Origin of the sequence: Rhizorhabdus dicambivorans (assembly GCF_002355275.1) — a bacterium.
Lineage (GTDB): Bacteria > Pseudomonadota > Alphaproteobacteria > Sphingomonadales > Sphingomonadaceae > Rhizorhabdus > Rhizorhabdus dicambivorans.
The window spans coordinates 389,430-414,831 of the sequence record NZ_CP023449.1 but is presented as its reverse complement, the minus strand read 5'-3'; the positions used below and the strand labels follow the sequence as shown (position 1 = coordinate 414,831).

At 68.4% G+C, this 25,402-nt stretch carries 28 protein-coding genes; 15 read left to right on the top strand and 13 right to left on the bottom strand.

Going from position 1 to position 25,402, the window contains the following annotated elements:
* Positions 1–13: 13 nt before the first annotated feature.
* Positions 14–316, bottom strand: a complete 303-nt coding sequence (locus tag CMV14_RS01930) for a YggT family protein (protein ID WP_066960110.1) — start codon at positions 314–316, stop codon at positions 14–16.
* A 169-nt stretch (positions 317–485) separates the two neighbouring features.
* Between CMV14_RS01930 and CMV14_RS01925 the strand changes: the two genes are divergently transcribed.
* Complete coding sequence (locus CMV14_RS01925) at positions 486–1,091, top strand: DedA family protein (RefSeq protein ID WP_066960424.1); 606 nt, start codon at positions 486–488, stop codon at positions 1,089–1,091.
* Between the two features lie 116 nt (positions 1,092–1,207).
* Here the strand turns inward: CMV14_RS01925 and CMV14_RS01920 are convergent, their stop codons facing one another.
* Together CMV14_RS01920 and CMV14_RS01915 are read right to left on the bottom strand one after the other, a co-directional pair.
* Complete coding sequence (locus CMV14_RS01920) at positions 1,208–2,281, bottom strand: AI-2E family transporter (protein WP_066960107.1); 1,074 nt, start codon at positions 2,279–2,281, stop codon at positions 1,208–1,210.
* Positions 2,282–2,368: 87 nt separating this feature from the next.
* Positions 2,369–3,187 carry a DODA-type extradiol aromatic ring-opening family dioxygenase gene (locus CMV14_RS01915; RefSeq protein ID WP_066960421.1) on the bottom strand — a complete coding sequence of 273 codons (819 nt, stop codon included), beginning with the start codon at positions 3,185–3,187 and terminating at the stop codon, positions 2,369–2,371.
* A gap of 74 nt (positions 3,188–3,261) precedes the next feature.
* Here CMV14_RS01915 and CMV14_RS01910 point away from each other — a divergent pair, with 74 nt between their 5' ends.
* Positions 3,262–3,645 (top strand): VOC family protein, encoded by a 384-nt coding sequence (locus CMV14_RS01910; RefSeq protein ID WP_066960104.1) that lies wholly within the window; start codon positions 3,262–3,264, stop codon positions 3,643–3,645.
* 60 nt (positions 3,646–3,705) lie between these two features.
* Here the strand turns inward: CMV14_RS01910 and CMV14_RS01905 are convergent, their stop codons facing one another.
* Complete coding sequence (locus CMV14_RS01905) at positions 3,706–4,248, bottom strand: TlpA family protein disulfide reductase (protein ID WP_238147157.1); 543 nt, start codon at positions 4,246–4,248, stop codon at positions 3,706–3,708.
* Positions 4,249–4,264: 16 nt separating this feature from the next.
* Here CMV14_RS01905 and argH point away from each other — a divergent pair, with 16 nt between their 5' ends.
* From argH to galU, 4 genes are all read left to right on the top strand, one after another.
* The gene (gene argH / locus CMV14_RS01900; protein ID WP_066960101.1) at positions 4,265–5,641 is read left to right on the top strand and encodes an argininosuccinate lyase; all 1,377 of its coding nucleotides are present in this window, start codon (positions 4,265–4,267) and stop codon (positions 5,639–5,641) included.
* The gene (locus CMV14_RS01895; protein ID WP_066960098.1) at positions 5,638–5,883 is read left to right on the top strand and encodes a hypothetical protein; all 246 of its coding nucleotides are present in this window, start codon (positions 5,638–5,640) and stop codon (positions 5,881–5,883) included. Before argH ends, CMV14_RS01895 begins: the two co-directional genes overlap by 4 nt.
* Positions 5,884–6,057: 174 nt before the next feature.
* The gene (lysA, locus tag CMV14_RS01890; protein WP_066960095.1) at positions 6,058–7,329 is read left to right on the top strand and encodes a diaminopimelate decarboxylase; all 1,272 of its coding nucleotides are present in this window, start codon (positions 6,058–6,060) and stop codon (positions 7,327–7,329) included.
* A gap of 18 nt (positions 7,330–7,347) precedes the next feature.
* Positions 7,348–8,217 (top strand): UTP--glucose-1-phosphate uridylyltransferase GalU, encoded by an 870-nt coding sequence (gene galU / locus CMV14_RS01885; RefSeq protein WP_066960091.1) that lies wholly within the window; start codon positions 7,348–7,350, stop codon positions 8,215–8,217.
* Positions 8,218–8,235: 18 nt separating this feature from the next.
* Here the strand turns inward: galU and CMV14_RS01880 are convergent, their stop codons facing one another.
* Positions 8,236–9,240, bottom strand: coding sequence for an aldo/keto reductase (locus CMV14_RS01880; protein WP_066960088.1), 1,005 nt, complete (start codon positions 9,238–9,240; stop codon positions 8,236–8,238).
* Between the two features lie 80 nt (positions 9,241–9,320).
* Here CMV14_RS01880 and CMV14_RS01875 point away from each other — a divergent pair, with 80 nt between their 5' ends.
* Complete coding sequence (locus tag CMV14_RS01875) at positions 9,321–10,091, top strand: precorrin-2 dehydrogenase/sirohydrochlorin ferrochelatase family protein (RefSeq protein WP_066960085.1); 771 nt, start codon at positions 9,321–9,323, stop codon at positions 10,089–10,091.
* Positions 10,088–11,017 (top strand): zinc transporter ZntB, encoded by a 930-nt coding sequence (locus CMV14_RS01870; RefSeq protein ID WP_066960081.1) that lies wholly within the window; start codon positions 10,088–10,090, stop codon positions 11,015–11,017. The genes CMV14_RS01875 and CMV14_RS01870 overlap by 4 nt, the downstream gene beginning before the upstream one ends.
* Positions 11,018–11,095: 78 nt before the next feature.
* On the opposite strand, the gene CMV14_RS01865 is transcribed toward CMV14_RS01870, so the two are convergent.
* Positions 11,096–11,842, bottom strand: coding sequence for a YggS family pyridoxal phosphate-dependent enzyme (locus CMV14_RS01865; protein WP_066960079.1), 747 nt, complete (start codon positions 11,840–11,842; stop codon positions 11,096–11,098).
* Between the two features lie 22 nt (positions 11,843–11,864).
* Between CMV14_RS01865 and CMV14_RS01860 the strand changes: the two genes are divergently transcribed.
* Positions 11,865–12,401, top strand: a complete 537-nt coding sequence (locus CMV14_RS01860; RefSeq protein WP_066960415.1) for a thiamine phosphate synthase — start codon at positions 11,865–11,867, stop codon at positions 12,399–12,401.
* Between the two features lie 196 nt (positions 12,402–12,597).
* On the opposite strand, the gene CMV14_RS01855 is transcribed toward CMV14_RS01860, so the two are convergent.
* Positions 12,598–13,326: a hypothetical protein gene (locus CMV14_RS01855; protein ID WP_066960076.1), complete on the bottom strand. Its 729-nt coding sequence runs from the start codon at positions 13,324–13,326 to the stop codon at positions 12,598–12,600.
* A 229-nt stretch (positions 13,327–13,555) separates the two neighbouring features.
* Here CMV14_RS01855 and CMV14_RS01850 point away from each other — a divergent pair, with 229 nt between their 5' ends.
* Genes CMV14_RS01850 through holA form a run of 4 tightly spaced genes read left to right on the top strand, consistent with a single transcriptional unit; the run spans position 13,556 to position 18,143 of the window.
* Positions 13,556–14,002 carry a DUF3576 domain-containing protein gene (locus tag CMV14_RS01850; protein ID WP_066960073.1) on the top strand — a complete coding sequence of 149 codons (447 nt, stop codon included), beginning with the start codon at positions 13,556–13,558 and terminating at the stop codon, positions 14,000–14,002.
* Positions 14,003–14,023: 21 nt separating this feature from the next.
* The gene (gene leuS / locus CMV14_RS01845) at positions 14,024–16,534 is read left to right on the top strand and encodes a leucine--tRNA ligase (RefSeq protein ID WP_066960070.1); all 2,511 of its coding nucleotides are present in this window, start codon (positions 14,024–14,026) and stop codon (positions 16,532–16,534) included.
* Positions 16,531–17,124 carry an LPS assembly lipoprotein LptE gene (gene lptE, locus CMV14_RS01840; protein ID WP_083215699.1) on the top strand — a complete coding sequence of 198 codons (594 nt, stop codon included), beginning with the start codon at positions 16,531–16,533 and terminating at the stop codon, positions 17,122–17,124. Before leuS ends, lptE begins: the two co-directional genes overlap by 4 nt.
* A complete protein-coding gene (holA, locus tag CMV14_RS01835; RefSeq protein ID WP_066960068.1) occupies positions 17,121–18,143 on the top strand; it encodes a DNA polymerase III subunit delta in 1,023 nt (340 codons plus the stop codon). Before lptE ends, holA begins: the two co-directional genes overlap by 4 nt.
* A 191-nt stretch (positions 18,144–18,334) precedes the next feature.
* Here holA and CMV14_RS01830 read toward each other — a convergent pair whose 3' ends face one another.
* Genes CMV14_RS01830 through CMV14_RS01805 form a run of 6 tightly spaced genes read right to left on the bottom strand, consistent with a single transcriptional unit; the run spans position 18,335 to position 24,095 of the window.
* Positions 18,335–19,231 (bottom strand): ParB/RepB/Spo0J family partition protein, encoded by an 897-nt coding sequence (locus CMV14_RS01830; RefSeq protein WP_066960065.1) that lies wholly within the window; start codon positions 19,229–19,231, stop codon positions 18,335–18,337.
* The gene (locus CMV14_RS01825) at positions 19,228–20,007 is read right to left on the bottom strand and encodes a ParA family protein (protein WP_066960062.1); all 780 of its coding nucleotides are present in this window, start codon (positions 20,005–20,007) and stop codon (positions 19,228–19,230) included. The genes CMV14_RS01830 and CMV14_RS01825 overlap by 4 nt, the downstream gene beginning before the upstream one ends.
* Positions 20,008–20,014: 7 nt before the next feature.
* Entirely contained in the window at positions 20,015–20,656 is a 642-nt protein-coding gene (gene rsmG / locus CMV14_RS01820) for a 16S rRNA (guanine(527)-N(7))-methyltransferase RsmG (RefSeq protein WP_066960059.1), read from the bottom strand.
* On the bottom strand, positions 20,653–22,512 hold the full coding sequence (gene mnmG / locus CMV14_RS01815) for a tRNA uridine-5-carboxymethylaminomethyl(34) synthesis enzyme MnmG (protein ID WP_066960056.1): 1,860 nt from the start codon (positions 22,510–22,512) through the stop codon (positions 20,653–20,655). The genes rsmG and mnmG overlap by 4 nt, the downstream gene beginning before the upstream one ends.
* Positions 22,513–22,570: 58 nt before the next feature.
* Entirely contained in the window at positions 22,571–23,875 is a 1,305-nt protein-coding gene (mnmE, locus tag CMV14_RS01810) for a tRNA uridine-5-carboxymethylaminomethyl(34) synthesis GTPase MnmE (protein WP_066960053.1), read from the bottom strand.
* The gene (locus CMV14_RS01805) at positions 23,850–24,095 is read right to left on the bottom strand and encodes a DUF6489 family protein (protein ID WP_066960050.1); all 246 of its coding nucleotides are present in this window, start codon (positions 24,093–24,095) and stop codon (positions 23,850–23,852) included. Before CMV14_RS01805 ends, mnmE begins: the two co-directional genes overlap by 26 nt.
* Positions 24,096–24,164: 69 nt before the next feature.
* Here CMV14_RS01805 and CMV14_RS01800 point away from each other — a divergent pair, with 69 nt between their 5' ends.
* Both CMV14_RS01800 and CMV14_RS01795 read left to right on the top strand, forming a co-directional pair.
* Positions 24,165–24,650: a methylated-DNA--[protein]-cysteine S-methyltransferase gene (locus CMV14_RS01800; protein WP_066960410.1), complete on the top strand. Its 486-nt coding sequence runs from the start codon at positions 24,165–24,167 to the stop codon at positions 24,648–24,650.
* Positions 24,647–25,348: a dienelactone hydrolase family protein gene (locus CMV14_RS01795; protein WP_066960047.1), complete on the top strand. Its 702-nt coding sequence runs from the start codon at positions 24,647–24,649 to the stop codon at positions 25,346–25,348. Before CMV14_RS01800 ends, CMV14_RS01795 begins: the two co-directional genes overlap by 4 nt.
* Positions 25,349–25,402 lie beyond the last annotated feature (54 nt).

Here is a 25,402-nt window from a genome sequence, read left to right as displayed (position 1 = left end):
TCGGCCCAGGCGCTCAGACGCCCGCCAGCATCACCTGCTGGGCGGCATGGTTGAGCACCATCTGCAGGATGATGATCAGCAGCAGCGCCACCAGCGGCGACAGGTCAAGCGCGCCGAAATCGGGCATGATCCGGCGGATCGGCCGGTAGATCGGCTCGGTGATCTTGTCGAGCGCGTAGAGCACCTGGCGGACGAAGTCGTTATAGGTGTTGATCACGTTGAACGCGACCAGCCACGACATGATCGCCTGGATGATGATGATCCAGCGCAGCACGCCCAGCAGCAGGTCAGCAATCTGCAGGAGAAGCAGGAGCATTCAGGGTCCTTCGAATAGATGGCGCCGATGTAATGACCCGATGGCCAGGGGGCAACCGCGAGACCGTAACAGACGCCGCAAACATCCTGTTTTCGTCATTCCAGCTTTCGCTGGGATGACGCGGAAGCTCTGCTATAGGCGCGGCAACGGGCTTGGGGCGGCGCAGCGGATGGACATCGGACAGCTTGTCACGGCGATCGGGCCCTGGGCGATCGCGCTGGGCGCGGGCTTCGAAGGCGAGACCGCCGCGGTGGCGGGCGGGGTGATGGCCAATCACGGGTTGTTCCCGGCCTGGGCCGCCTTCCTGGCCACCGCCTTCGGCGCCTTCTTCGCCGATCAGCTCTTCTTCCAGATCGGCCGCCGCTTCCGCGACCGGCCTTTCGTGGTCCACGCCCGGCAGAAGCCGGTCTTCGCCAGGGCGGTGGGCTTCATCGAGCGCTGGCCGACCGGCTTCATCTTCGCCTATCGCTTCCTCTACGGTTTCCGGGTGGTCAGCCCGATCGCGATCGGGCTTTCGCACATCCCGCTCCGGCGCTTCGCCGCGCTCAACGGGCTCGCCTGCCTGCTATGGTCGGCGGTCTTCACCACGCTCGGCTATCTGTTCGGCCCTGCCGTAGACCGCGCGCTGAAGGCGATGGCGCCCTACAAGACCGAGATATTGATCGCGCTGCCGGTGCCGGGCACCTGCCTGCTGATCTGGTGGCTGTGGCGCAAACACCGCCAGCGCCGGCGCGAACGGCTCAACCCGCCCTTCCACGCGCCGGAAATCCAGTAGATATCCAGTAGACATGACGTCGCCCCGGCGGAGGCCGGGGCCGTGGGCGGTTCCTGCCGCGACGGTCAGGCAGGCGCCTCTTGCGGCCCCGGCCTCCGCCGGGGCGACGGAATAACTCAGGCCGCCGCCTTGCGCTGCTCGGTGACGATATCCCAGGTGGCGATGAACAGCGCCGCCACCACCGGCCCGACGATGAAGCCGTGGAAGCCGAACACCTGCAGCCCGCCCAGCGTGGAGATCAGCACGACATAATCGGGCAGCCGGGTATCGCGGCCGACCAGGATCGGGCGCAGCACATTGTCGATCATGCCGATCACCAGCACCCCGGCCGCGATCAGGATCAGCCCCTTCGCCAGCGCGCCGGTGGCGAGCAGATAGAGCGCGACCGGCACCCAGACGATGCCGCAGCCGATCGCCGGGACCAGCGAGAAGACGCCCATGATCGTGCCCCACAGCAGGGCGCCCTCGATGCCCAGCGCCCAGAAGGTGACGCCGCCGATGAAGCCCTGGACGATCGCGACCACCAGGCTGCCCTTGATCGTCGCGCGGGTGACGAGGGTGAAATTGCGGAACACGGCGCGGCGCCGGTCGGAATCGAGCGGGATCGACTGGATCACCCGCTTGGTCAGCGCCTCGCCGTCGCGGATCAGGAAGAAGGTGAGGTAGAGCATCACGCCCAGCATCAGCACCAGGTTGAGCGCCCCCTGCCCCACCGCCAGCGCCCGGCCCGCGATCGAGCTTAAGCTGCCCGACAGCGCCTCGCTGATCCGGTGGCGCGCGCCTTCGAAATCGGTCCAGCCATTGGCCTGGAGCCAGCCCTGCGCCCAGTCCGGCAGCGCGGAGGTGGCCTGGGCGAACATCTTCGCGATATCGATCTGGCCCGACTGGACCGCGTTATAGACGGTCAGGAACTCCTGGATCAGCGCGGTGCCGAGGAAGGCGGCCGGCAGGATCACGATCAGGATGACCACCATCAGGGTGAGCAGCGCGGCAAGGCTCGGCCGCCCCGGCATCCTGTCGCGGATGCGGCGGTAGACCGGATCGAACATCAGCGCGAGCACGACCCCCCACAGGATCGCCCCGAAGAACGGCGCCACCACGAGCGCGAAGCCGATGGTGACGATCAGGACGAGGGCAAGGAAGCTGCCGTCCTCGATCCGGAAGCGGCCGGGTTCGTCGGGTGCTGCCATGGTGCCTCCTGGGTTACGATGCGATGGTTCGCGCAACGGCCCGGGAAATGCCACTGCTTTTTGATCGTCGCTGCCGCCGCGGGCGGCTCAGGCGAATTCAAACCCCGAGATCATCGTGTCCATCACCATCTCGCCATAGACACGCCGCCCCGGCCCTTTGGAGGCGCCCGCCGCGACCATCAGCGGCAGCAGATGCTCCTCGCGCGGATGGGCGAAGCGGGCGGCGGGGGCATTGACCCAGCCGGCAAGCCGTTCGCCACGGCCTTCGGGCTCGGCGATCGCGTCGGCCAGCCAGTCGTCGAAGGCGATCGAGGGTTCGCTCGCCTGCGGCCGGCGATAGGCGGGCAGGTTGTGGAAGCTCATCCCCGCACCCAGGATCAGCACGCCCTCGTCGCGCAGCGGACGCAGCGCGCGGCCTGCCGACCAGGCCAGCATCGGATCGAGCCCCTGGTCGAGCGACATTTCGACCACCGGGACATCGGCATCGGGGAAGGCGACCTTGAGTGGCACGAACACGCCATGGTCGATGCCGCGATCAGGATCGGTGCCGGTGGCATAGCCGGCGGCGCGCAGCAGCCCGGCGGCGCGTTCGGCCAGCGCCGGATCGCCGGGCGCGGGCCAGCTCAGCTGATAGGTGTGCGGCGGGAAGCCATAATAGTCGAAGATCAGTTCGGGCCGGGGATGGGCGCCGAACAGGAAGCCCTCGCTCTCCCAATGGCCCGAGACGATCAGGATCGCGCGGGGCGGCTCCGGCAGCCGGCCGGGCAATTCCTTCAGGAAGGTCTCCATGCCGGTCCAGGTACCGGCCGGATCGTCCATGAAGAAGCAGGGGCCGCCGCCATGCGGGATGTAGAGGCTGGGCTGGCGCTGGGTCATGCTCCCCAGATCGGCACGGGATCGTTGCATTTCAAGAATGGTCGCCATCGACAGCGGCGCCCCGGCGATGCCATCATCGGCCCGACGAGAGGAGACGATTGCCAATGTTCAGCCATGTCATGGTCGGTACCGGGGACCTGGAAGCGTCGAAGCGCTTCTACGATTCAGTGCTCGGCACGCTGGGGGTGAAGCCCGGGCGGGTCGATACCGAAAGGAACCGGATCTTCTGGATGTCGCCCAACGGGATGTTCGGCGTCACCAGGCCGATCGATGGCGAGCCGCCCTGCCACGCCAATGGCGGCACGATCGGCTTCGCCGCCGCATCGCCCGAACAGGCCGACCAGTGGCACGCGGCCGGCGTCGCCAATGGCGGCACCAGCTGCGAGGACCCGCCCGGCGTGCGCGACATGGGCGCGTTCCGGCTCTACCTGGCCTATCTGCGCGATCCCGACGGCAACAAGCTCTGCGCGATGCACCGCCTGTCCTGAGGGGAGCGGCGCTCCCGCCTTCGTCGCGCGGCACGGCCGGCCCCGGCGAAGGCGGACGGCTCAACCGCCCAGCGCGTCGCCGATCAGCTTCTTCGCGGGGGCGCCGTTCCAGTCCATCATGCCGTAGACGCGCCACAGCTCCTTGCCCTTGGCGTCATAGAAGACGGTGGTCGGCAGCGTCTCGGTGCCGAGCGCGGCCATCAGCACATTCTGCTGGTCGCTATATTGGGTAAGCGCCTTGAAGCCCTTTTCCCGGAAGAAGGGGGCGACCACCTTGGCGCCCTCCAGATCCTGGCTGACGGTGATCAGGCGGAAACGGTCGTCCTCGCCCGCCAGCGTGTCGAGATGCGGCATCTCGGCGATGCAGGGCGCGCACCATGTCGCCCACAGATTGACCATCAGCGGCTTGCCCCGGAACTGGGTAAGCGTCGCCGGCCCGCCCTTGCCGTCGAGGAAGGGCATGGCGGGCATATCCTTGCCGCGCTGCGAAATATCGACCCGGCCGACCGATTCGGCGGGCACGCCGCCTTGCGGGGCGTCCTTCGGTTTACTATCGCAGGCGGCCAGCGCCAGAGCGAGGAGACAGGCGATCAACGGCCGCACGAACAACTCCAACAAGATGTGGGGAGGGCGCTTCGCAGAAGGGCCCGCCGCGGTGATGCGCGAGATTAACGCCTCCATCCCCTTCGACAAGCGGCTTTGGCAACAGGACATCGCCGGATCGAAGGCGCATGTCGCGATGCTGGCGAAGCAGAAGATCGTCACCGAGGCCGATGCCGCCGCGATTTCGGAGGGGCTGGACAAGGTCGCCGCCGAATATGCCGAACAAGGCGTGCCGGTCGACCTGGCGCTCGAGGACATCCACATGGCGACCGAGGGGCGGCTGGCCGAGCTGATCGGCGCGCCGGCCGGACGCCTCCACACCGCCCGCTCGCGCAACGACCAGGTGGCGACCGATTTCAAGCTGTGGGTGCGCGATGCGATCGATTCGGTCGAGGCCGGGCTGGTCGCCCTTCAGGTGGCGCTGGTCACCCGCGCCGAGGAACATGCCGCCAGCGTGATGCCAGGCTTCACCCATCTCCAGGTCGCCCAGCCTGTCACCTTAGGCCATCATCTGATGGCCTATCATGAGATGGTGGCGCGCGACCGCAGCCGCTTCGCCGACGCGCGGGCTCGACTCAACCGCTGCCCGCTGGGTTCGGCGGCGCTCGCCGGCACCGGCTTCCCGATCGACCGGGAGATGACGGCGGCGGCGCTGGGCTTCGACGGGCCGACCCGCAACAGCCTCGATTCGGTGTCCGACCGCGATTTCGCGCTCGACTATCTGATGGCGGCGACCCAGGCGAGCCTGCACCTGTCGCGGCTCGCCGAGGAGTTTATTGTATGGGCGAGCCAGCCATACAATTTCGTCAAGCTGCCCGACAGCTATTCGACCGGCTCGTCGATCATGCCGCAGAAGCGCAACCCCGACGCGGCCGAGCTGGTGCGCGGCCATAGCGGCCGGATCGCCGGCTGCATGACCGCGCTGGTGATGACGATGAAGGGCCTGCCGCTCGCCTATTCGAAGGACATGCAGGACGACAAGCCGCCGGTGTTCGAGGCGCACGACCTGCTGGCGCTGTCGATCGCGGCGATGACCGGCATGGTGGAGACCTGCGAGTTCGTCACGCCGCGCCTGCGCCAGGCCGCCGAACAGGGCTTCTCGACCGCGACCGACCTGGCCGACTGGCTGGTGCGCGTCGCCGACATCCCGTTCCGCGAGGCGCACCACATCACCGGCACGGCGGTGAAACTGGCCGAAGCCGAGGGGCTGGCGCTTGACCGGCTGCCGATCGAGGCGCTGAAGGCGATCGACGAACGGATCGACGAGCGGGTCTACGGCGCGCTTTCGGTCGACGCGTCGGTGGCGAGCCGCGCCAGCCATGGCGGCACCGCGCCCGATCAGGTCCGCGCCCGCATCGCCGAGGCCAAGGCGGCATTGGGGATGGAGCCATGACGATACGCACGCTGCTCGCCGCCACCCTGCTGCTGGCGCTCGCCGCCTGCGGCAAGCGCGACATGCTGCGGCCGGCCGACGGCCACAGCATGCCGCCCAAGCCCGCCACCGCAGCGACGCAGCCGGACGTCCCAGCGCTGCTCACCCCGCCGGTCGAGACCCGCCCAGGCCGCAGCGACGACGTGCTGCGCCGTTCGGAGGAGCGCCCCGACGACCGCTTCAACCTGCCGCCGCCGGGTTGAGGATGAACCGTCATCCTGACGAAAGTCAGGTTCCAGACGCGCAACGATGCGCTTCCTGCCCCGGCGTTGCGGTAATGGATGCTGAATCAAGTTCAGCATGACGAAAGAAAAGTCGGGTTTGCTTGGGAAGCCCGGCATCCTAAAGCGCAGCGAAACGATCGCGCAGGGAAAGACATGGACCATTTCAACCTGAAGGACGGCGTCCTCCACGCCGAGGATGTCCCGCTGCCGGTGATTGCCGACGCCGTGGGCACGCCGGTCTATGTCTATTCGACCGCGACGATCGAACGCCATGTGGCGGTGTTCAAGGCGGCGCTGGCCGAGGTCGAATCGGGCACGGACGGCCCGCTGATCGCCTTCGCGGTGAAGGCCAATCCGAACCGGGCAGTGCTGGCGACGCTGGCGAAGGCCGGGCTCGGCGCCGATGTCGTCTCGGCCGGCGAACTGCTGCGTGCACGCGCCGCCGGCGTTCCCGCGGACAAGATCGTCTTCTCCGGCGTCGGCAAGACCGAGGAGGAGATGCGGCTCGCCCTGTCCGAAGGCATCTTCCAGTTCAACATCGAATCCGAGCCCGAGGCCGAAATGCTCTCGGACGTCGCTACGGCGATGGGCCTCAGGGCGCCGGTCGCCTTCCGGATCAACCCGAACGTGATCGCCGGCACCCACGCCAAGATCTCGACCGGCGGCTCGGAAGACAAATTCGGCGTCGCCTATGACCGGGCGATCGCCGCCTATGCCCGCGCCGCCGCGCTGCCGGGCCTCGATGTCCGCGGCGTCGCGGTCCATATCGGCAGCCAGCTCACCGATCTCGGCCCCTCGCGCGCCGCCTTCGAGAAGATCGGCGCGCTGATCGCGGATTTGCGCGCGGCCGGCCACGCCATCGTCACCGCCGATCTCGGCGGCGGCCTCGGCGTGCCCTATGATCCGGCCAAGCCGATCCCGCCGCTTCCGCAAGCCTATGGCGAGATGGTCCGCGACGTGACGCGGGGCTGGAACGTCCGCCTCCTCTTCGAGCCGGGCCGGGTGATCGTCGGCAATGCCGGCGTGCTGCTGAGCCGGGTGATCCGGGTCAAGCCGGGGGTGGGCGATCCCTTCGTGATCGTCGACGCCGCGATGAACGACCTGATGCGCCCCAGCCTCTATGACGCATGGCACGATATCCGTAGCGTTTCGCCGAACGGTGCCGATATGACGGCCAACATCGTCGGCCCCATCTGTGAAAGCGGCGATACCTTCGCCAAAAAGCGGGCGATGGACGCCGTCGCGCCCGGAGACCTCGTCACCTTCATGACGGCGGGGGCCTATGGCGCGACGATGGCCAACACCTATAATTCGCGCGCGCTGACGCCTGAGGTGCTGGTGACGGGGGACCAGTGGGCGGTGGTGCGGGAGAGGCAGCCGATCGAGGCGTTGATCGCGGCGGACAAGCTGCCGCCCTGGATCTGATCGAACGAGGAAAACAGCATGAAGCCCGTCCGCAAGGCCATCTTCCCCGTCGCGGGGTTCGGCACCCGCTTCCTGCCCGCGACCAAGGCCGTTCCCAAGGAAATGCTGCCGGTGGTCGACCGGCCGCTGATCCAGTACGCCGTCGACGAGGCGCGCGCGGCGGGGATCGAACAGATGATCTTCGTCACCGGCCGCAACAAATATGCGATCGAGGACTATTTCGACTCGGCCTATGAGATCGAGACCGATCTGGCCGCCAAGAACAAGACCGAGTTCCTCGAACGGCTGGAGGCGACCCGCCTCGCCCCCGGCAAGGCCGCCTTCGTCCGCCAGCAGCAGATGCTGGGCCTGGGCCATGCCGTCGCCTGCGCCCGCGCGCTGGTCGGTGACGAGCCCTTCGCGGTGCTGCTGCCCGACGAGCTGCTGTGGAACGCCGCCAATCCCTGCCTGAAGCAGATGGTCGGCACCTATGAGCGGAAGGGCGGCAATGTCGTCGCGGTGCTGGAAGTACCCGAGGACCAGACCCACAAATATGGCATCGTCGACCCGGGCACGAGCGAGGGTGCGGTGACCGAGATCCGCAGGATGATTGAGAAGCCCACCGCCGGCACCGCGCCCTCGCGGCTCGCCATCGTCGGCCGCTACATCCTCCAGCCCGAGATTTTCGACCTGCTCGACCGGAACGAGCGCGGCGCCGGCGGCGAGATCCAACTGACCGACGCGATGGCCAAGCTGATCGGCGTCCAGCCCTTCCACGCCCAGACCTTCGACGGCGAACGCCATGATTGCGGCGACAATGCCGGCTTCATCCAGGCGAACATCGCGCTCGCGCTCGAACGGCCCGAGATCGCCGATTCGGTGCGGGCGTTCATCCGGACGCTGGTCTGACCATTCCCGCGGGCGGGTCTACGCGAATTCCTCGGTGGCGACCGACCGCTGCATCGCCGGAGTATAGCGCGCCCCCGCCACGGTCCGCTGGTTGATCAGCGCGTCGAGCGCGTCCATCCGTTCCGGCGACAGGCTGAGGCCGCCCGCCGCCATATTCTCCTCCAGATGCCCGATGCTGGTGGTGCCGGGAATCGTCACCAGGGCGGGATCGCGCTGGAGCAGCCAGGCCAGCGCCAGCTGGGCGGGCGTGCAACCGATCTCGTCCGCCATGGCGCGATATTCGGCAAACCAGGCGAGATTGTGGGTCAGCTGGGGATCGATGAAGCGTGGCATGACACGGCGCATGTCATCCTGCGACAATGCGGGACGATCGGCCAGCGCGCCCGCCAGGAAGCCGCGCCCGACCGGCGAGAAGGCGACGAAGGTCACGCCCAGATCACGGCAGGCGGCGAGGCCGGCGATTTCCGGGTTGCGCGTCCACAGCGAATATTCGGTCTGCAGCGCCGCGATCGGGTGGGTGGCGTGCGCGCGGCGAAGCTGATCGGCCGAAACCTCCGACAGGCCGATCGCGCCAATCTTGCCGGCCTCCACCGCGCGGGCGAGCGCCCCCACCGATTCCTCGATCGGCACCAGCGGATCGGGCCGATGGAGATAATAGAGATCGATATGCTCGACGCCGAGCCGGCCGAGGCTGAGATCGAGTACCTCGTCGATGGCCTCGGGCCGGCCATCGACGAAGCGATCGGGCTGCGGATCGCGGCGGGACCGGCCGAAACCGCATTTCGAGGCGAGGACGAACTCGCCGCGCCGCGCCTTGAGCACCCGGCCGATCAGCTCCTCATTGTGCCCTGATCCGTAGATCGCGGCGGTGTCGAGGAAATCATAGCCGATATCGAGCGCGCGATGGAGCAACCGCGCGGCATCGGCCTCATCGGTCGGATCGCCATAGCCATGGCTCAGGCACATGCAGCCCAGCCCGATGGGGTTGATGGTGAACTGCCCCAATGTGCGTTTCGCGGTCATGACGTCTCCTTGGTTCCGCCCCTCCTCTGCCATGCGAAGCCGCTTGGCAAAAGCCGGCGCGAGCGCGAGAAGGGCGGATCATGCACAGCCTGCCGATCTTCCTCGATCTTCGCGGCAAGCCGGTCGTCCTGATCGGCGATGGCGAGGCGGCGGCGGCCAAGCGGCGGCTGATCGAACGCGCCGGCGGCCTTGTCGTCGATGAGGGCGACCCCGCCGCCCGGATCGGCTTCGTCGCGCTCGACGACGACCATGCGGCGGAAGCGGCGGTCACCCGCCTCCGCGCGCGCGGGCTGATCGTCAACGCCGCCGACCGGCCGGCCCTGTGCGACTTCACCCTGCCCGCGATCGTCGACCGTGATCCGGTGTTGGTCGCGATCGGCACGGGGGGGCGATCGGCCGGGCTCGGCAAGGCGCTGCGCCAGCGGCTGGAGGCGCTGCTCCCCGCCGATCTGGGCCGCCTCGCGGAGGCGCTGTTCGCGGCGCGCGCGCGGATCAGGGCGCGCTGGGCCGATGCCGATGGGCGCCGCCGGGCGATCGATCGCGGCCTTTCCGAAAATGGCCCGCTCGATCCGCTGCGCGGCGGCGCTGCAGGCCGGTGCGAGGACTGGCTGACGGGCGAGGGCGCGGACATGCCCGACCGGCTCGTCGCGATCCGGCTGCGCTCGGCCGATCCCGACGATCTCAGCCTGGGCGAGGCGCGGCTGCTGGGCCAGGCCGACCGTGTCTTCCACCGCCCCGACGTGCCGCCCGCGATCCTCGCCCGCGCCCGCGCCGACGCCGCGCGGGAACCCTGCGCCGCGCCGCCCGTCTCTCCCGGCGGCGGACTTTCCATCGACCTGGGATACGCATGACCGAAACGAGCTGGACCATCGGCGCGCATGGCGAGAGCAAATTCTGCTGGGTCCATCTCGACGGCCATGACGAGAAGGCGATGCGCTGGCTCGATACCGGAAGCGAGGGGAGCGGCCATGGCCTGCCGCCGACCGCGCGCTTCAACCTGACCACCGCCGAGACCCGGCCGCGCTGCCAGCCGCTCGACGGTGGGGTGATCATCAATCTGCGCGGCCCGCGCGCCCATGCCGAGGAAGAAGGCGACGAACTGGTCTCGATCCGCATCTGGGCCGAGCGCGGGCGGATCGTATCGGTCACCTATCGCCGGCTGGCAGGGCTCGAGCAGCTCCGCGTGCGCATGGACAAGGGCGAATTCCTCGATCCCGGCGACCTGATCGCCGCCCTCGCGGTGCAGATCAGCCACCAGCTCGATCCGGTGATCGCCGAACTGGGCGACCAGGTCGACGATTGCGAACTGTCGCTGTCCTCCGAACATTTTCACCTGCGCCGCGAGATCGCCCACGCCCGGTCGAAGGCGATCAGCTATCGCCGCTTCATCGTGCCGCAGCGCCAGGCGCTCGAGGCGATGGCGCTGCTCGAACAGGACTGGATCGAGGATGAGGACCGCATCCACCTGCGCGAGGCCGCCGACCGCTTCGCGCGCATGGCCGAGGAGCTGGAGGCGGTGCGCGAGCGATCGGCGCTGCTCCACGAACAGATCACCGACCTGCGCGCCGAGAAGATCGACCGCCGCTCGCTGGTCATCGCCATCGTCGCGATGATCTTCCTGCCACTCACCTTCGTCACCGGCCTGTTCGGGATGAACGTCGACGGCATCCCCTATGCCCATCATCCGCTGTCCTTCTGGGCGGTGACGGGGTTCAGCCTGCTGGTGGGCGCGAGCGTTGCGATCTGGTTCGCCGTGGCGAACTGGTTCCGGAACTGACAGGGGGCCAGCCCCAGCATGGCCCAGGGATGACGAATGGGCGGGGCCGTCCACCCCCCATCCGCGAATGAAAAAGGCTCAGCCCTGCGCCTTGCGGTTGCCGATTCCCCAGCCGATGCCCCGGCCCTGCAGCGAGGGCGCCGGCGGCCGCGCACCGAACAGCGCCGTGCCGACCCGCACATGGGTCGCGCCCAGCATGACGGCGGTTTCGAAATCCGAGGACATGCCGATGCTGAGCCCTGCCAGCCCGTGCCGGCCGGCGAGCTTGGCCAGCAGCGCGAAATAGGGGGCGGGCTCGACGCCCTCGGGCGGCACCGCCATCAGCCCCACCACCGGCAGGCCGGCATCACGCGCCTGTTTCAGGATCGTTGGCAGGTCGTCGATCGCGCAGCCGCCCTTCTGCTCCTCCTCGCCGATATTGACCTGGACGAAGCAGTCAGGGCGCCGGCCCGCGCTGTCCATCGCCTTGGCCAGCGCCTCGATCAGCGAAGGCCGGTCGACCGAATGGATCGCATCGAACAGCGCGACGGCCTCCTTCGCCTTGTTCGACTGGAGCTGGCCGACAAGATGCAGCCGAATCGCTCGGCCTTCACGCAGCGCAGGCCATTTGCCCTCGGCCTCCTGTACCCGGTTCTCGCCGAAGCTGGCCTGCCCCGCCTCGATCAGCGGCAGGATCGCTTCGGCCGGCTTGGTCTTGGAGATGGCGATCAGCTCCACCGCATCGCCCTTGCGGCCGGCGAGCGATGCGGCATGGGCGATGCGGGCCCGGATGTCGGCAAGACGGGCGGCGGCGGCCCCGATGGCGGCGGTGTCGATATCGGACATGGGCTTCGCTATAGGAGCGGTGATGCACGCCCGCCACCCCGAGCTTCCGCGCCTGTGGCTGATGACCGACGAGCGCCAGGGTGACGGATTGTTCGCCGCGATCCGCCGCCTGCCGCCGGGATCGGGAATCATCTTCCGCCACAAGGGCACCGCCGGAAAGCAACGGCGCGTGCTGTTCGAACGGGTGAAGCGCCTCGCCCGGCGGCGCGGCCTCGTCGTCCTGCTGGCGGCCGGCCCGGCCAAGGCACGGCGCTGGGGCGCCGATGGCGCGCATCACCGCCGCCCGGGCCCGCCCCGCTACGGTACCGCCGCCGCGCACGACCTGCACGAGATCAGGGCGGCCGAGCGTTCGGGGGCGATGGCGATCCTGCTCTCCCCGCTCCACCCCACCCGCTCGCATCCGCATGCCCCCGCGCTGGGACGGATGCGCTTCGCCGCGCTCGTGCGGTCAACCGGCCTGCCGGTGATCGCGCTGGGCGGGATCGATGCCAAGCGGGGCGCGATGGCGATGCGGGCCGGCGCCTGGGGCTGGGCCGCGATCGATGCGTGGGGCGGCTGAACCATCGCAAGAGCCGCCTGAGATTCCAGCTTTTGCTGGAATGACGATCTCGAGAAGGCTGGCCGGGATTTGGCTCAGGCCCAAGCGAAAATGGTGGATTTCGAGAACCGGAGCGCAGCGTACTTCAGTACGTGAGCACCGGAAGCGGAGAAAGACGCCATTTGCAGCCGGGCATGGGCCGAAGCCCGGCCAGCCGTCAGAAGCGGAAGGCGGTGCCGATATAGATCGCCTGGCTGTCCAGCTTCTGGTCGTTGCTCAGGTCAAAACGCTCACGCTGGGTCTTGTAGCGCAGGCCACCCGACAGCTCGAGGTTGCGGGTGAGCGAGAAGGAGCCGCCCAGATCGACCGAGAGCGCCTGGTCGGGGCCGCCGATCGCCAGCTTGTTGGTGGCGCGCTCGGCGCCGAACAGCAGGCGGGTGCTCCACTTCGAACCCGAATAGCTCAGGCCGATATCGGCCAGCTCGCGGCCTTCGGGAACGGTGCCGCCGTCGATGCGGGCGAAATCGCCCGACAGCGCGAAATGCTTCCAGCCGAGCGAGGCGCCCAGGCTGTACGCGGAGGGAGCGAGACCCGCGTTGATCGCGGAGGTGCTGGCCTGGGCCACGGCGGCGACGGCCGGGGCGGCGGGCGCACGGTTGCTGGACCGGGCACGGATCGCCACGGTCACCGCGCGCTTCGAAGTACCGCCCGAGGGCGTGAAGCGGAAGGCCGGCTCGGCAAAGCCGCCGCCGACCCGATCGAACAGCGCGGCCTGGCGCGCATCCGACGCGACCGGCGCGAAGAAACCGATGCCACGGGCCTTCTTGCGATCGATCTTGACCTTGGGAGCGGGAGCCGGCTTCGCGGAGACTGCGGGCTGGACAAACGCCGTCGCGACCGCGAATGCGGTGCCGAACAGCACTGCCTGAACCCCCTTGCGCGTCATTCTGCGATACTCATTGCTCTTCTTATATAGTGGCCACTAGCACCGCCGCTGAGTCGAAGCCAGCGGCCGAATCGCGAAAAACCGTGCCTGTTGCAGATTCTCCACAGAGTCGGACCTCCGCGTTAAACGCGCGGCGCCGGCTTCGGCTGCATCACCGCGCTTGCTAGGGGATCGCATCCGTCTATAACGGCCCAACTCGCGTATTTTGAGCCCCGAGGACTTACCTGAAATGACCAGCCGGACCCTTCGCACCGTGGCCGTGATCGCCCTTGCCGCCTCGCTGGCCGCCTGTGGCGGCGGGCGCAACAAGGCACAGCTCGCCTCGGACGTCGCGGCCGCCAAGCTGACGACGATCGGCGTCAACTCCTATCTGTGGAAGGCATCGCTCGAGACGCTGAGCTTCATGCCGCTGCTCCAGACCGATTCGAACGGCGGCGTGATCGTCACCGACTGGTATGTGAATCCCAACCAGCCGGCCGAGCGGATGAAGATGACCGTCACCATCCTCGATGCCGATCTGCGCGCCGACGCGGTCCGCGTCGCGCCACAGCGCCAGGTGCTGGCGAACGGCCAGTGGGTCGACGCCGCCGTCCAGGCCGCGACCGCGCAGAAGCTGGAGGACATCATCCTCACCAAGGCGCGGGACCTGCGCCGGGCCACCGTCGCCGGCGGCTAACCTCCAACCAAGCAGAGCATCGTGAGCGCGCGTTTCAACCATCTCAAGGCCGACGCGCACTGGCAGCGCGTGTGGGAAGAGCAAGGCACCTTCCAGGCACGCGACGACAGTGCCAAGCCCAAGTCTTACGTCCTGGAAATGTTCCCCTATCCGTCGGGGCGCATCCATATGGGCCATGTCCGCAACTATACGATGGGCGACGTGCTCGCCCGTTACCGGCGGATGAAGGGCTATGAGGTGCTTCACCCGATGGGCTGGGACGCCTTCGGCATGCCCGCCGAGAATGCCGCGATGGAGAAGAAGGTCCATCCGGGCGACTGGACCCGCGCCAACATCGCGGCGATGCGCTCCCAGCTCAAGCGGATCGGCTTCGCGCTCGACTGGAGCCGCGAGCTCGCCACCTGCGAGCCCGATTATTACGGCCAGGAACAGGCGCTGTTCCTCGATCTCTTCGCCGCGGGCCTGGTCTATCGCAAGGAATCGGCGGTCAACTGGGATCCGGTCGACATGACCGTGCTCGCCAATGAGCAGGTGATCGACGGGCGCGGCTGGCGTTCGGGCGCGCTGGTCGAGCGGCGCAAGCTCAGCCAGTGGTTCCTCAAGATCACCGATTTCGCCGACGATCTGCTCGACGGCCTGAAGACGCTCGACCAGTGGCCCGAAAAGGTCCGGACGATGCAGGAGAACTGGATCGGCAAGTCGCAGGGCATGCGCTTCACCTTCCGGCTCGACCGGAAGGCCGGCGACATCGACAGCTTCGACGTTTTCACCACCCGGCCCGACACGCTGTTCGGCGCCAGCTTCGCGGCGGTCGCCGCCGATCATCCGATCGCGCAGGCGCTGGCGAAGGACGATGTCGCGCTGCAGGACTTCATCGCCGAGTGCAAGCGCACCGGCACGGCGGCGGCCGAGATCGAGACCGCCGAGAAGAAGGGCTATGACACCGGCCTTTCGGTGACCCATCCGCTCGATCCCGACTGGAAGCTGCCGCTGTTCGTCGCGAACTTCGTGCTGATGGATTATGGCACCGGCGCGATCTTCGCCTGCCCGGCGCACGACCAGCGCGATCTGGACTTCGCGCGCAAATATGCGCTGCCGGTCCGCCGCGTGGTGGCGGCGACGCCGGAAGAGGCCGACACGCCGATCCAGAACGAGGCCTATGTCGGCCCCGGCAGGATCGTCAATTCGGGCTTCCTCGACGGGCTTTCGGTCGAGGAGGCCAAGGCCGCCGTCATCGCCCGCGCCGAGCAGGAAGGCTGGGGCACCGGCACCACCGTCTGGCGGCTGCGCGATTGGGGCGTCTCGCGCCAGCGTTATTGGGGCACGCCGATCCCGATCATCCATTGCGAGGGCTGCGGCGCCGTGCCGGTGCCCAAGGACCAGCTGCCGGTGGTGCTGCCCGAGGACGTGTCGTTCGACATCCCCGGCAATCCGCTCGACCGCCATGCGACGTGGAAGCATGTCGATTGCCCGTCCTGCGGCAAGCCCGCGCGGCGCGAGACCGACACGCTCGACACCTTCGTCGATTCCTCCTGGTATTTCATCCGCTTCGCCAGCCAGCCTTCGGACCAGCCGTTCGACCGGGCAGTGGCGGAAAGCTGGATGCCGGTGGGGCAATATATCGGCGGCGTCGAACATGCGATCCTCCACCTGCTCTACGCCCGCTTCTGGACCCGCGCGCTGGAGCGGATCGGCAAGATCTCGGTCAAGGAGCCGTTCACCGGCCTGTTCACCCAGGGCATGGTGACCCACGAGACCTACAAGGACCCGGCCGGCAACTGGCTGAGCCCCGAGGACGTCTCGAACGGCGTCGTCACCGCGACCGGCGAGCCGGCGACGGTTGGCCGCATCGAGAAGATGTCCAAATCCAAGAAGAACGTCGTCGATCCGGCGCCGATCGTCGAGCAGTACGGGGCGGACGCGGTGCGCTGGTTCATGCTCAGCGACAGCCCGCCCGAGCGCGACCTGGAATGGACCGAGAGCGGCATCGAGGGTTGCTGGCGCTTCGTCAACCGGCTGTGGCGGATCACCGACGCGGCCGAAGGCGCCGCCGAGGGCGAAGACCGGGATCTCGACCGCAAGCTCCACAAGGCGATCGCCGGCATCGCCGCCGACATCGAGGCGCTGGGCTTCAACCGCGCGGTGGCCAAGATCCACGAGCTGACCAACGCGATCGAGAAGGCGCAGCCATCGGCGAGCCGCACCGCCGCCGCCCGCGCGCTGGTCCGCCTGGTCGCGCCGATGGTGCCGCATCTCGCCGAGGAAGCCTGGGCGCGGCTGGGCGAAAGCGGCCTCGTTGCCGACGCGGCCTGGCCCGATCATGATCCGGCGCTGCTGATCGACGATGAGGTGACGATCGCGGTGCAGGTCAACGGCAAGCTGCGCGACACGCTGACCGCCCCCAAAGGCGCGCCCAAGGACACGCTGGAGCGGATGGCGCTCGAATCCGAGAAGATCGCCAAGCTGCTGGAGGGCGCCGCGCCGAAGAAGGTGATCGTCGTGCCCGACCGGCTGGTGAACATCGTCGCATGAGCCGGTTCGGACAGCTCGCCTCCCTGCTCCGTTCGTCCCGAGCGAAGTCGAGGGACGTCTCCGCGCCCCAGCGTGTCTCGACTGCGCTCGACACGAACGGGCTATGGCTGGCCTTCGCCCTCTTCCTGACCCTCCCCGGCTGCGCGTTGCGCCCGCTCTACGGCAGCGGCGGCGACGGATCGGTCGCGGTGGCGCTCCGCTCGGTCGAGGTCGCGCCGATCGGCGGGCAGCGCGGCTGGCTGGTGCGCAATGCGCTCAACGACCGGCTCCACCGCCAGGGCGAGACCAGCGCGCGCTATCGGCTGGAGGTCGAGCTCGACGACGACATCACCGGCCTCGGCATCCGCCAGGACAACGCGATCAGCCGCGAACGCCGTACCCTGCGCGCGCGCTATCGCCTGCTCGACGCCGCGACCGGTGGCGTGCTGCTCGACCAGACCGCCGCCGCCGATGCCGGAATCGATGTGACCGGCTCCGAATATGCCACCGTCGCCGCCGAGCAGACCGCGCTCGAGCGGCTGTCCGACACGCTCGCCGACCAGATCGTCGCCCGCATCGCCACCTATGCGGGGCGCAGCAGGAACCCGTGAAGGCCGATGCCGGCCAGATCGCCCGGGCGCTCGACAAGCCCGATCCCGCGATCCGGCTGATCCTGCTCTACGGCCCCGACGAATCGGGATCGCGCGCGCTGGCGGCGCGGATCGACAAGGCGATGGGTGCCGATGCCGAGCGGATCGACCTGACCTCGGCGCAGCTCAAGGAAGACCCGGCCCGGCTAGCGGACGAGGCCGCCTCGATCTCGCTGTTCGGCGGCGCGCGCCATATCCGCGTCGATCCGGCCGGGGACGAGATCATCGACGCCGCCCAGGCGCTTCTGGAGGCGCCCTCGGCCGGCAATCCGGTGGTGGTGGTGGCGGGCAATCTGCGCAAGGACGCCAAGCTGGTGAAGCTGGCGCTGGCCTCTGGCGCCGCCCTCGCCTTCGCTTCCTATCTGCCCGAGGGCCGCGCCGCCGACCAGGTGGCGGCCGAGCTGGCCCGCGAGCTGGGGCTGCGGCTCGATCCGCGCGCGGCACAGGCGCTGGTCGCCGCTACCAATGCCGATCGGGCGCTGATGGCCCGCGAGCTGGAGAAGCTGGCGCTGTTCCTCGACGCCTCACCCGAGGAGCCGAAGCCCGCCGACATGGCCGCTCTGGGCGCGATCGGCGCCGCCAATGACGAGAGCGACCTCGGCGCGATCGTCGACGCGGTGATGGGCGGGCGGCCCGATCAGGCCGCCGCTGAACTGGCGCTGATCGGCCCGACCGAGGCGATCGGCGTGGTCCGGGCCCTGCTCCGCCGCATCGCCCAGGTCGCGCCGCTGCGCGCCGAGGTGGCCGCCGGGCAGAGCGTCGATTCGGTCATGGCCGGCGCGGGCAAGGCGATTTTCTGGAAGGATCAGAAGGTGGTAGCGGGGCTTCTTCACCGCTGGACACCCGACCGGCTGGCCACCGCCACCACCCGCCTAGCTGCTCTCGAACGTGCCTATAAGCGCTCAGGAGCGCCCGGCATGTTGTTGATCGGCGAGGAACTTCTGACGATCGCGCGAGCGGCGGCGGCTCCGCGCCGCTGAGACGGCGTCTCAGCTTGTTCAGGCGTCACACGAACCAGCCCGTCATGCCAGCGAAGGCTGGCATCCATGTCTGCTTTCTTCTCAGATGTCCTCTGAGGCGTGGAGAGACATGGACTCCAGCCTTCGCTGGAGTGACGAAAAATCAATAGCTTAGATTGGACTCCAAAGACGCTCGAGCTAACATCCGATCCTCAGATCGGCTCGCCGCTCAGCCGCTGGCAGACCAGATCGAGCTGATCGAGGGTCGTGTAGGCAACCGAGATCGTCCCACCCTTGTCGCCATGCGCGATCGTCACCTTGAGCCCGAGGATATCGCCGATCTGCCGTTCGAGCGCCTCGATGTCGGCGCTGGGGACTCCGGGCGCCGCGTTGGTCCTGGGCGCCGCCGCCTTGCCGGGTGCCTTGCTGCCCTTGGCCAGCTTCTCGGTCTCGCGCACCGAAAGCTCGCGGCTGATCACCTGGAGCGCCAAAGCGTGGGGATCGGGCGCCGTGATCAGCGCGCGGGCGTGGCCCATCGACAGCCGGCCGTCGGCGACCATCGCCTGCACCTCGTCGGGCAGGTCGAGCAGCCGGAGCATGTTGGCGACATGGCTGCGCGATTTGGCAACGAGCTTGCCCAGCTCCTCCTGCGTATGCCCAAATTCCTTGATAAGCCTTTGATAGGACACGGCTTCCTCGACCGCGTTGAGATCCTGTCTCTGGATGTTCTCAACGATTGCGAACTCCAGCGTGTCGGCGTCCGACAGCTCGCGGACGATGACCGGCACCTCATGCAGGCGCGCCCGCTGCGCCGCGCGCCAGCGCCGTTCGCCGGCGACGATCTGATAGGCGCTGTTGTGCGGATTGGGCCGCACCACGATCGGCTGGATCAGCCCGCGCTGCCCGATCGATGCGGCGAGCTCGTCGAGCGCGGCATCGTCGAAATGGCGGCGCGGCTGGTGCGGATTGGCATAGATATGTCCGACCGACATCATCCGGACACCGGCGGCGCGCGGCGCGCCCGGATCGATCGGCTGTTCGGCGACGGTTTCGCCCAGCAGCGCGGACAGGCCCCGGCCGAGGCCGCGGCGAGGGGTATCGGCGCTCATGCCGCCTGCGCCTTTCGGGTCAGCCGGGCGATGCATTCACGGGCCAGGCCGATATAGGCCTCGGAGCCCGGGCAGCGATGATCGTAGATCAGGGCGGGGACGCCATGGCTCGGCGCCTCGGACAGGCGCACATTGCGCGGGATCACCGTTTCGAACACCACATCCCCCAATACGTCGCGGACATCGGCGGCAACCTGCTCGGACAGCCGGTTGCGCCGGTCATACATGGTCAGCGCGACCCCGAGGATCGCCAGCTGCGGGTTAAAGCGCGCGCGCACCCGCTCGATCGTCTGCAGCAGCTGGGTCAGCCCTTCCAGCGCGAAGAACTCGCATTGCAGCGGCACCAGCAGCATGTTCGCCGCGACCAGCGCGTTGACCGTCAGCAGGCCGAGCGACGGCGGACAGTCGATCAGGCAGACGTCCCAGCGATCCTCCTGCTGCTCCAGCGCATGGTGGAGGCGATGGGTGCGCTTCTCGACATCGATCAGCTCGATCTCGGCACCGGTCAGATCCTGGGTCGCCGGAATCAGGTCAAGCCGGGGAACCTGGGTCGCGATCACCGCTTCCTCGACGGTGCAGTCGTGCCGAAGCAGTTCATAGCTGGAGCGGCCGCGCGCCGCCTGGCCGACGCCGAGGCCGGTCGAGGCATTGCCCTGCGGGTCGAAATCGACGAGCAGCACCCGCCAGCCGGTAGCGGCCAGCGCGGTGGCGAGGTTGATCGCGGTGGTCGTCTTGCCCACCCCGCCCTTCTGGTTCGCGATCGCAATTCGGATCATGGGCGGATCATCGCTGCTTGGGCCCCCTGCCCCTGGGTTGAACCTTGGTGGCGACAATGATCGCCGAATCGGGATCGGTCAGGCTCGGCTCGATCCGGAAATCACCCTGCCATGAAGCGCGGGCCGCATCCAGTTCGGAAGCTGCACTTCGCCCCTTGGGAAGCAGCCAGACGGTGCCGGGATGCGAGAAGCGGTGTGCGAGCGGCAGCAGCCGGTCCATCGGCGCGAAGGCGCGCGCGCTGATCACATCCTGCGCGGCGCTATCGAGCATTTCGAGTCGGCAGCCGGCCACCGTCACGCGATCGGCCAGGCCGAGGGCGTCCGCCATCCCGGACAGGAAATCGATCCGCTTGCGCCGGGATTCGACCAGGGTGATGTGCAGGCCCGGCCGCATTGCCGCGACCACCATTCCCGGAAAGCCGGCGCCCGAACCGAGGTCGATCCAGCTTGCCGCCTCGTCCGGCGCCATCGGCAGCAGCTGCGCCGAATCGACGATATGGCGCGCCCAGATATGTTCGGCGGTCGACGCGGCGATAAGGTTCTGGCGGCCCATCTCATCGAGGACGATCGCGACCAGCCGCTCAAGCTGCTCGACTGTTTCACGTGGAACAAGCGCCTCGACCCAGGCGCGCGCCTCCGCCTCGGTCATGCCGCGAGCCGCCGGGCGTGGACCATGATCGCTGCGAGCGCAGCCGGCGTCACCCCCCGCACCCGCCCCGCCGCCGCGAGGTCGGCGGGACGCGCGGCGTTAAGCCGCTCGACCATCTCGTTGGACAGGCCGGCGATCGCGCCATAGTCGGCGATCGCACCGAGCCCGACCCGTTCGTCACTGCGCAGCCGGGCTATCTCCAGATCCTGCCGGACCAGATAGGGCGCATAGCGGCAGTCCTGGATAACCTCGGCGCGGATCGAGGCCGGCACCGACCCTGCCGCCGGTTCGAGCGCCAGCAGCTGCTCGTCGCCGACCTCGGCATAACGAAGCCACTCCCCGAGCGAGCGACGGGCATGATCGGCCGTGACGTTCGCGCCGGCCGCGATCAGCTCCGACGCGGTGACGAGACGGCCGTCGATCGCGGAGCGCAAGCTGGCTCGCGCCGCCTCCTGTTCCACGTGGAATGCTCGCCGCGCGGCCGACACAGCGCCATGATCGTCTGCCCATCCAGTAAGGCGGGCACCCGCATTGTCGGCACGCAGCCGCAGCCGATATTCGGCGCGGGCGGTGAGCATTCGATAGGGCTCCGACACCCCCTGCAGGGTGAGGTCGTCGATCATCACCCCGATATAGGAGGTGGCGCGGTCGAAATGGATCGGATCGCGCCCCGCCGCGAACGCCGCCGCATTCATGCCGGCGGCAAGCCCCTGCGCGGCCGCCTCTTCATAGCCGGTCGTGCCGTTGATCTGCCCGGCGCAATAAAGCCCCGGCATTGCCCGCAGCCCCAGCCCCGCGGTCAGCGCGCGCGGATCGATATGATCATATTCGACGGCATAGCCGGGCTGGACGATCGCCACCTTTTCGAGACCCGGAACCGTGCGCAGCATCTCTAGCTGGACATCCTCGGGCAGCGAGGTCGAGACGCCATTGGGATAGACGAGATGATCATCCAGCCCCTCGGGTTCGAGGAAAATCTGGTGGCCGTCACGGTCGCCGAAGCGATGGACCTTATCCTCGATCGAGGGACAATAGCGCGGGCCGACCCCGGTGATCGCCCCGGAAAAGAGCGGCGAGCGATCGAGGCCGGCGCGGATCACGTCATGGGTTCGCTGGTTGGTGCGGGTGATCGCACAGGCGAGCTGAGGCACGCTCCGCCCCGCGCTCATCGCCGAGAAGGTCCAGCCCTCCCCGTCCGAGGGCTGCCGGTCTAGGCCAGCCCAGTCGATCGTGCGCCCGTCGAGGCGCGGTGGGGTCCCTGTCTTGAGTCGGGCTATTGGCAGATCGAGCGCCCGAAGCTGCTCCGCCAGACCGATGGCCGGCGCCTCGCCGACCCGCCCGCCTTCGCGGCAGTCCATCCCGAAATGGAGCTTCGCATTGAGGAAGGTACCGGTCGCCAGCACGACGGCTTTCGCCCTCAGGGTTCGGCCGTCGGCGAGGACCAGCCCCTCTGTTCCACGTGAAACATCGCCGAGCAGCAGGTTCTCGGCGGCGCCTTCGATGATGTCGAGATTGGACTGCTGATCGAGTAGATCGTGGATCGCCGCCTTGAACAGGCGGCGGTCGGCCTGCACCCGGGGGCCCTGGACGGCGGCACCCTTGCTGCTGTTGAGCATGCGATAGTGGATCGCGGCGCGATCGGCAGCGCGGGCGATGATCCCATCGCAGGCGTCGACCTCGCGAACCAGATGGCCCTTGCCAAGTCCTCCGATCGCCGGGTTGCACGACATCGCCCCGATCATGTCGCGCCGCATCGAGACCAGTGCGGTGCGCGCGCCCATTCGCGCCGCCGCCGCCGCCGCTTCACAGCCGGCATGGCCGCCACCGACCACGATCACATCAAAGCTGTCCGCCATGCCTCCGCCGCTATCCGAGCGGACGCCGCGAGTCAAAAATGTTCCACGTGAAACACGGCTATTTGCCGATACAGAAGCGCCCGAACAGACCGTCGAGCATGTCCTCCGTCCCCGCCCGGCCAGTGAGAGCGTCGATCGCGACACGGGCAAGGCGCAGCGCCTCGGCGATAAGGATCGGGTCGCGCTCGGTCCGGCCAAGCTCGAGCGCATCTCCCAACCGATCGAGGGCAATTCGCTGGCGAGCCGACAGCGCGGCTTCGCCTTCCGCCGGCAGCAGCACGCGGGCGCATTCGACGAGCAGGGCGATCAGCTCGTCGAGCCCCTCCCCGGTCCGGGCAGACAGCAGGAGATCATAGGCCGCCGGATCGCGCCCGAGCCGATCGGCCTGGGCCCCGACCCGGATCGCGCCCGCCGGCGCTTCGGCGGGGTCGCCGAGCCAGAGCAGCAGGTCCGCCGCCATCATCGCCTGGGTGGCGCGATCGATGCCGATCGCCTCGACGGCGTCGCCGCTGCCTTCGTGCAGCCCAGCCGTGTCGATCAGCAGGAAGGGGATGCCGCCGACCGATACCGGCGCCTCGATCAGGTCGCGGGTGGTGCCGGCGATGGGGGTGACGATTGCCGCCTCGCGCCCCGCGAGCGCGTTGAGCAGGGTCGACTTACCGGCATTGGGCGGGCCGGCCAGCACGACGCGGATACCATCGCGCAGCCGCTCGACCGGCACGCGGCCGCGCCAGCGCGCCACCTCGCCGGCCAGCGCCGCCAGCTCGGCGGCAAAGCCCGGATCGAGCGGGGCGACATCATCCTCGTCGGAAAAATCGATCTCGGCCTCCAGCCGGGCGGACATCGCGAGCACCCTGCCCTGCCAATCCTCCAATGCGCGGCTGAGCGCCCCGCCCGCCAGCATCATCGCATTGCGGCGCTGGCTCTCGGTCTCGGCGGCGAGCAGGTCGGCAAGCGCCTCGGCTTCGTTGAGGTCGATCCGCCCGTTCTCGAAGGCCCGGCGGGTGAACTCGCCCGGTTCGGCGGGCCGCAGCCCCGGCAGGCGCGCCAGCGACCCAAGCACCGACGCCGTCACTGCCCTGCCGCCATGAAGGTGAAGCTCGGCCATGTCCTCGCCGGTCGCGCTGGCGGGCCCCGGAAGCCACAGCAGCAGCGCGCGGTCGAGCGCATGTCCATCGGTGGGATCGGTCAATGTCCGCAACACCGCGCGGCGCGCTTCAGGCCGGGCGCGGCCGGTCAGCCGGTCCAGCGTCTCGCCCGCCGCCGGCCCGCTGATCCGGACGACCGCGACCCCGGCCGGCGGGGCACCGCTCGACAGGGCGAAGATCGTCGCGGGATTATTTGCTGGTGGAGCCGCCGGCACGGCCGATCTGGTCGAACATCGTGCGCCACATGTTCATGCCGGCCTCGCCCATCGGCATCCAGTTGCGCATCATCGTCTCGAGCGCGTCGGGCGTGACGCCTTCCTCGATCGTCTTCTTCATCTTATCGATATAGGCGTCGTGCACCGCCGTCATATCTGGCAGGCCCATGAAGCGGCGCGCTTCCTCTGGGGTGCAATCGACATCGACGCTGATCTTCATGCACGCCTCCGGCCCGGTTGAAAGCTTCGCTCCCATGGCTAGAGTCTGGCGCACGACATGTCCATGACCATGACGAAAAGCCTGCTGTCCTCGCCCATCGGCCCGATCCTGATCGCGGCCGACGACGCGATGCTGCACGCCGTATCGATCCTGTCGGGCGCGGTGCCCGACGGGTTGGGGGCGCCCCCGCCGGGATCGCCGGCTGCCGAGGCCGCGGCCCAGCTTGCCGCCTATTTCGACGGGACGCTCGAACGATTCTCGCTGCCGCTCGCCCCCGCCGCCTCGCCGCGCGGCCAGGCGCTGCGCGACGCGATGGCGGCGATCCCGATCGGCGAGACGCTGAGCTACGGCGCGCTCGCCCGCATCGCCGGCTCCGCGCCCCGCGCGATCGGCCAGGCCTGCGCGCGCAATCCGTTTCCGATCGTCATTCCCTGCCATCGGGTGGTAGGCAGCGGCGGCACGATCGGCCATTATTCGGGCGGACGCGGAATCATCACCAAGACATGGCTGCTCGACCATGAACGACGCCCAGAGAAACAAGGAGGCCTGCTGTGAAAAGCTATACGGAAATCAACACCTTCGGCGGTGGCGCGGAGGAATTCCTGGCCTATACCTCGCAGCCCACCACCCCGCCCAAGGCGGCGATCATCGTCATCCAGGAGATTTTCGGGGTCAATGAGGGCATCCGCATCAAGTGCGACCAATGGGCCGCCAAAGGCTATCTGGCGATCGCGCCCGATCTGTTCTGGCGCATCCGGCCCGGCATCGAACTCGACCCCGATGTGCCCGAGCAGATGCAGGAAGCCTTCGGCCATTATAACGCCTTCGACCAGGAACAGGGCATCCGCGACATCGAGGCGACGATCCGCGAAGCCCGCAAGATGGTGGGCGGCGGCAAGGTCGGCGCGGTCGGCTACTGCCTGGGCGGCCGGCTCGCATACATGACCGCCGCGCGGACCGACATCAACGCGAGCGTCGGCTATTATGCCGTCGGGCTCGACGGGCTGCTCGGCGAGAGCCACGCCATCGCCCATCCGCTCGCGCTCCATATCGCCGGCAATGACGGCTTCGTGCCCAAGGACATCCAGGCGAAGATGCATGAAGGGCTGGACGGCCACCCCAAGGTGACGCTGTGGGATTATCCGGGCGTCGATCATGGCTTCGCGGCGACGATGGGCAACCGCCGGGTGGAGGACGCAGCCATGCTCGCCGACGGCCGCACCGAAGCCTTCTTCGCCCAGAATCTGTCATAAGCCACTGTATATCAACATCTTTTTTTGGGTGGCAAACTTCGCGGGCCGAAGAAG

What these genes read in the sequence shown, in the direction of transcription:
- CMV14_RS01930 (WP_066960110.1), bottom strand. Translation starts at nt 316, where the DNA reads ATGCTCCTGCTTCTCCTGCAGATTGCTGACCTGCTGCTGGGCGTGCTG.
- CMV14_RS01925 (WP_066960424.1), top strand. Translation starts at nt 486, where the DNA reads ATGGACATCGGACAGCTTGTCACGGCGATCGGGCCCTGGGCGATCGCG.
- CMV14_RS01920 (WP_066960107.1), bottom strand. Translation starts at nt 2,281, where the DNA reads ATGGCAGCACCCGACGAACCCGGCCGCTTCCGGATCGAGGACGGCAGC.
- CMV14_RS01915 (WP_066960421.1), bottom strand. Translation starts at nt 3,187, where the DNA reads ATGCAACGATCCCGTGCCGATCTGGGGAGCATGACCCAGCGCCAGCCC.
- CMV14_RS01910 (WP_066960104.1), top strand. Translation starts at nt 3,262, where the DNA reads ATGTTCAGCCATGTCATGGTCGGTACCGGGGACCTGGAAGCGTCGAAG.
- argH (WP_066960101.1), top strand. Translation starts at nt 4,265, where the DNA reads ATGTGGGGAGGGCGCTTCGCAGAAGGGCCCGCCGCGGTGATGCGCGAG.
- CMV14_RS01895 (WP_066960098.1), top strand. Translation starts at nt 5,638, where the DNA reads ATGACGATACGCACGCTGCTCGCCGCCACCCTGCTGCTGGCGCTCGCC.
- lysA (WP_066960095.1), top strand. Translation starts at nt 6,058, where the DNA reads ATGGACCATTTCAACCTGAAGGACGGCGTCCTCCACGCCGAGGATGTC.
- galU (WP_066960091.1), top strand. Translation starts at nt 7,348, where the DNA reads ATGAAGCCCGTCCGCAAGGCCATCTTCCCCGTCGCGGGGTTCGGCACC.
- CMV14_RS01880 (WP_066960088.1), bottom strand. Translation starts at nt 9,240, where the DNA reads ATGACCGCGAAACGCACATTGGGGCAGTTCACCATCAACCCCATCGGG.
- CMV14_RS01875 (WP_066960085.1), top strand. Translation starts at nt 9,321, where the DNA reads ATGCACAGCCTGCCGATCTTCCTCGATCTTCGCGGCAAGCCGGTCGTC.
- CMV14_RS01870 (WP_066960081.1), top strand. Translation starts at nt 10,088, where the DNA reads ATGACCGAAACGAGCTGGACCATCGGCGCGCATGGCGAGAGCAAATTC.
- CMV14_RS01865 (WP_066960079.1), bottom strand. Translation starts at nt 11,842, where the DNA reads ATGTCCGATATCGACACCGCCGCCATCGGGGCCGCCGCCGCCCGTCTT.
- CMV14_RS01860 (WP_066960415.1), top strand. Translation starts at nt 11,865, where the DNA reads ATGCACGCCCGCCACCCCGAGCTTCCGCGCCTGTGGCTGATGACCGAC.
- CMV14_RS01855 (WP_066960076.1), bottom strand. Translation starts at nt 13,326, where the DNA reads ATGACGCGCAAGGGGGTTCAGGCAGTGCTGTTCGGCACCGCATTCGCG.
- CMV14_RS01850 (WP_066960073.1), top strand. Translation starts at nt 13,556, where the DNA reads ATGACCAGCCGGACCCTTCGCACCGTGGCCGTGATCGCCCTTGCCGCC.
- lptE (WP_083215699.1), top strand. Translation starts at nt 16,531, where the DNA reads ATGAGCCGGTTCGGACAGCTCGCCTCCCTGCTCCGTTCGTCCCGAGCG.
- CMV14_RS01830 (WP_066960065.1), bottom strand. Translation starts at nt 19,231, where the DNA reads ATGAGCGCCGATACCCCTCGCCGCGGCCTCGGCCGGGGCCTGTCCGCG.
- CMV14_RS01825 (WP_066960062.1), bottom strand. Translation starts at nt 20,007, where the DNA reads ATGATCCGAATTGCGATCGCGAACCAGAAGGGCGGGGTGGGCAAGACG.
- rsmG (WP_066960059.1), bottom strand. Translation starts at nt 20,656, where the DNA reads ATGACCGAGGCGGAGGCGCGCGCCTGGGTCGAGGCGCTTGTTCCACGT.
- mnmG (WP_066960056.1), bottom strand. Translation starts at nt 22,512, where the DNA reads ATGGCGGACAGCTTTGATGTGATCGTGGTCGGTGGCGGCCATGCCGGC.
- CMV14_RS01805 (WP_066960050.1), bottom strand. Translation starts at nt 24,095, where the DNA reads ATGAAGATCAGCGTCGATGTCGATTGCACCCCAGAGGAAGCGCGCCGC.
- CMV14_RS01800 (WP_066960410.1), top strand. Translation starts at nt 24,165, where the DNA reads ATGACGAAAAGCCTGCTGTCCTCGCCCATCGGCCCGATCCTGATCGCG.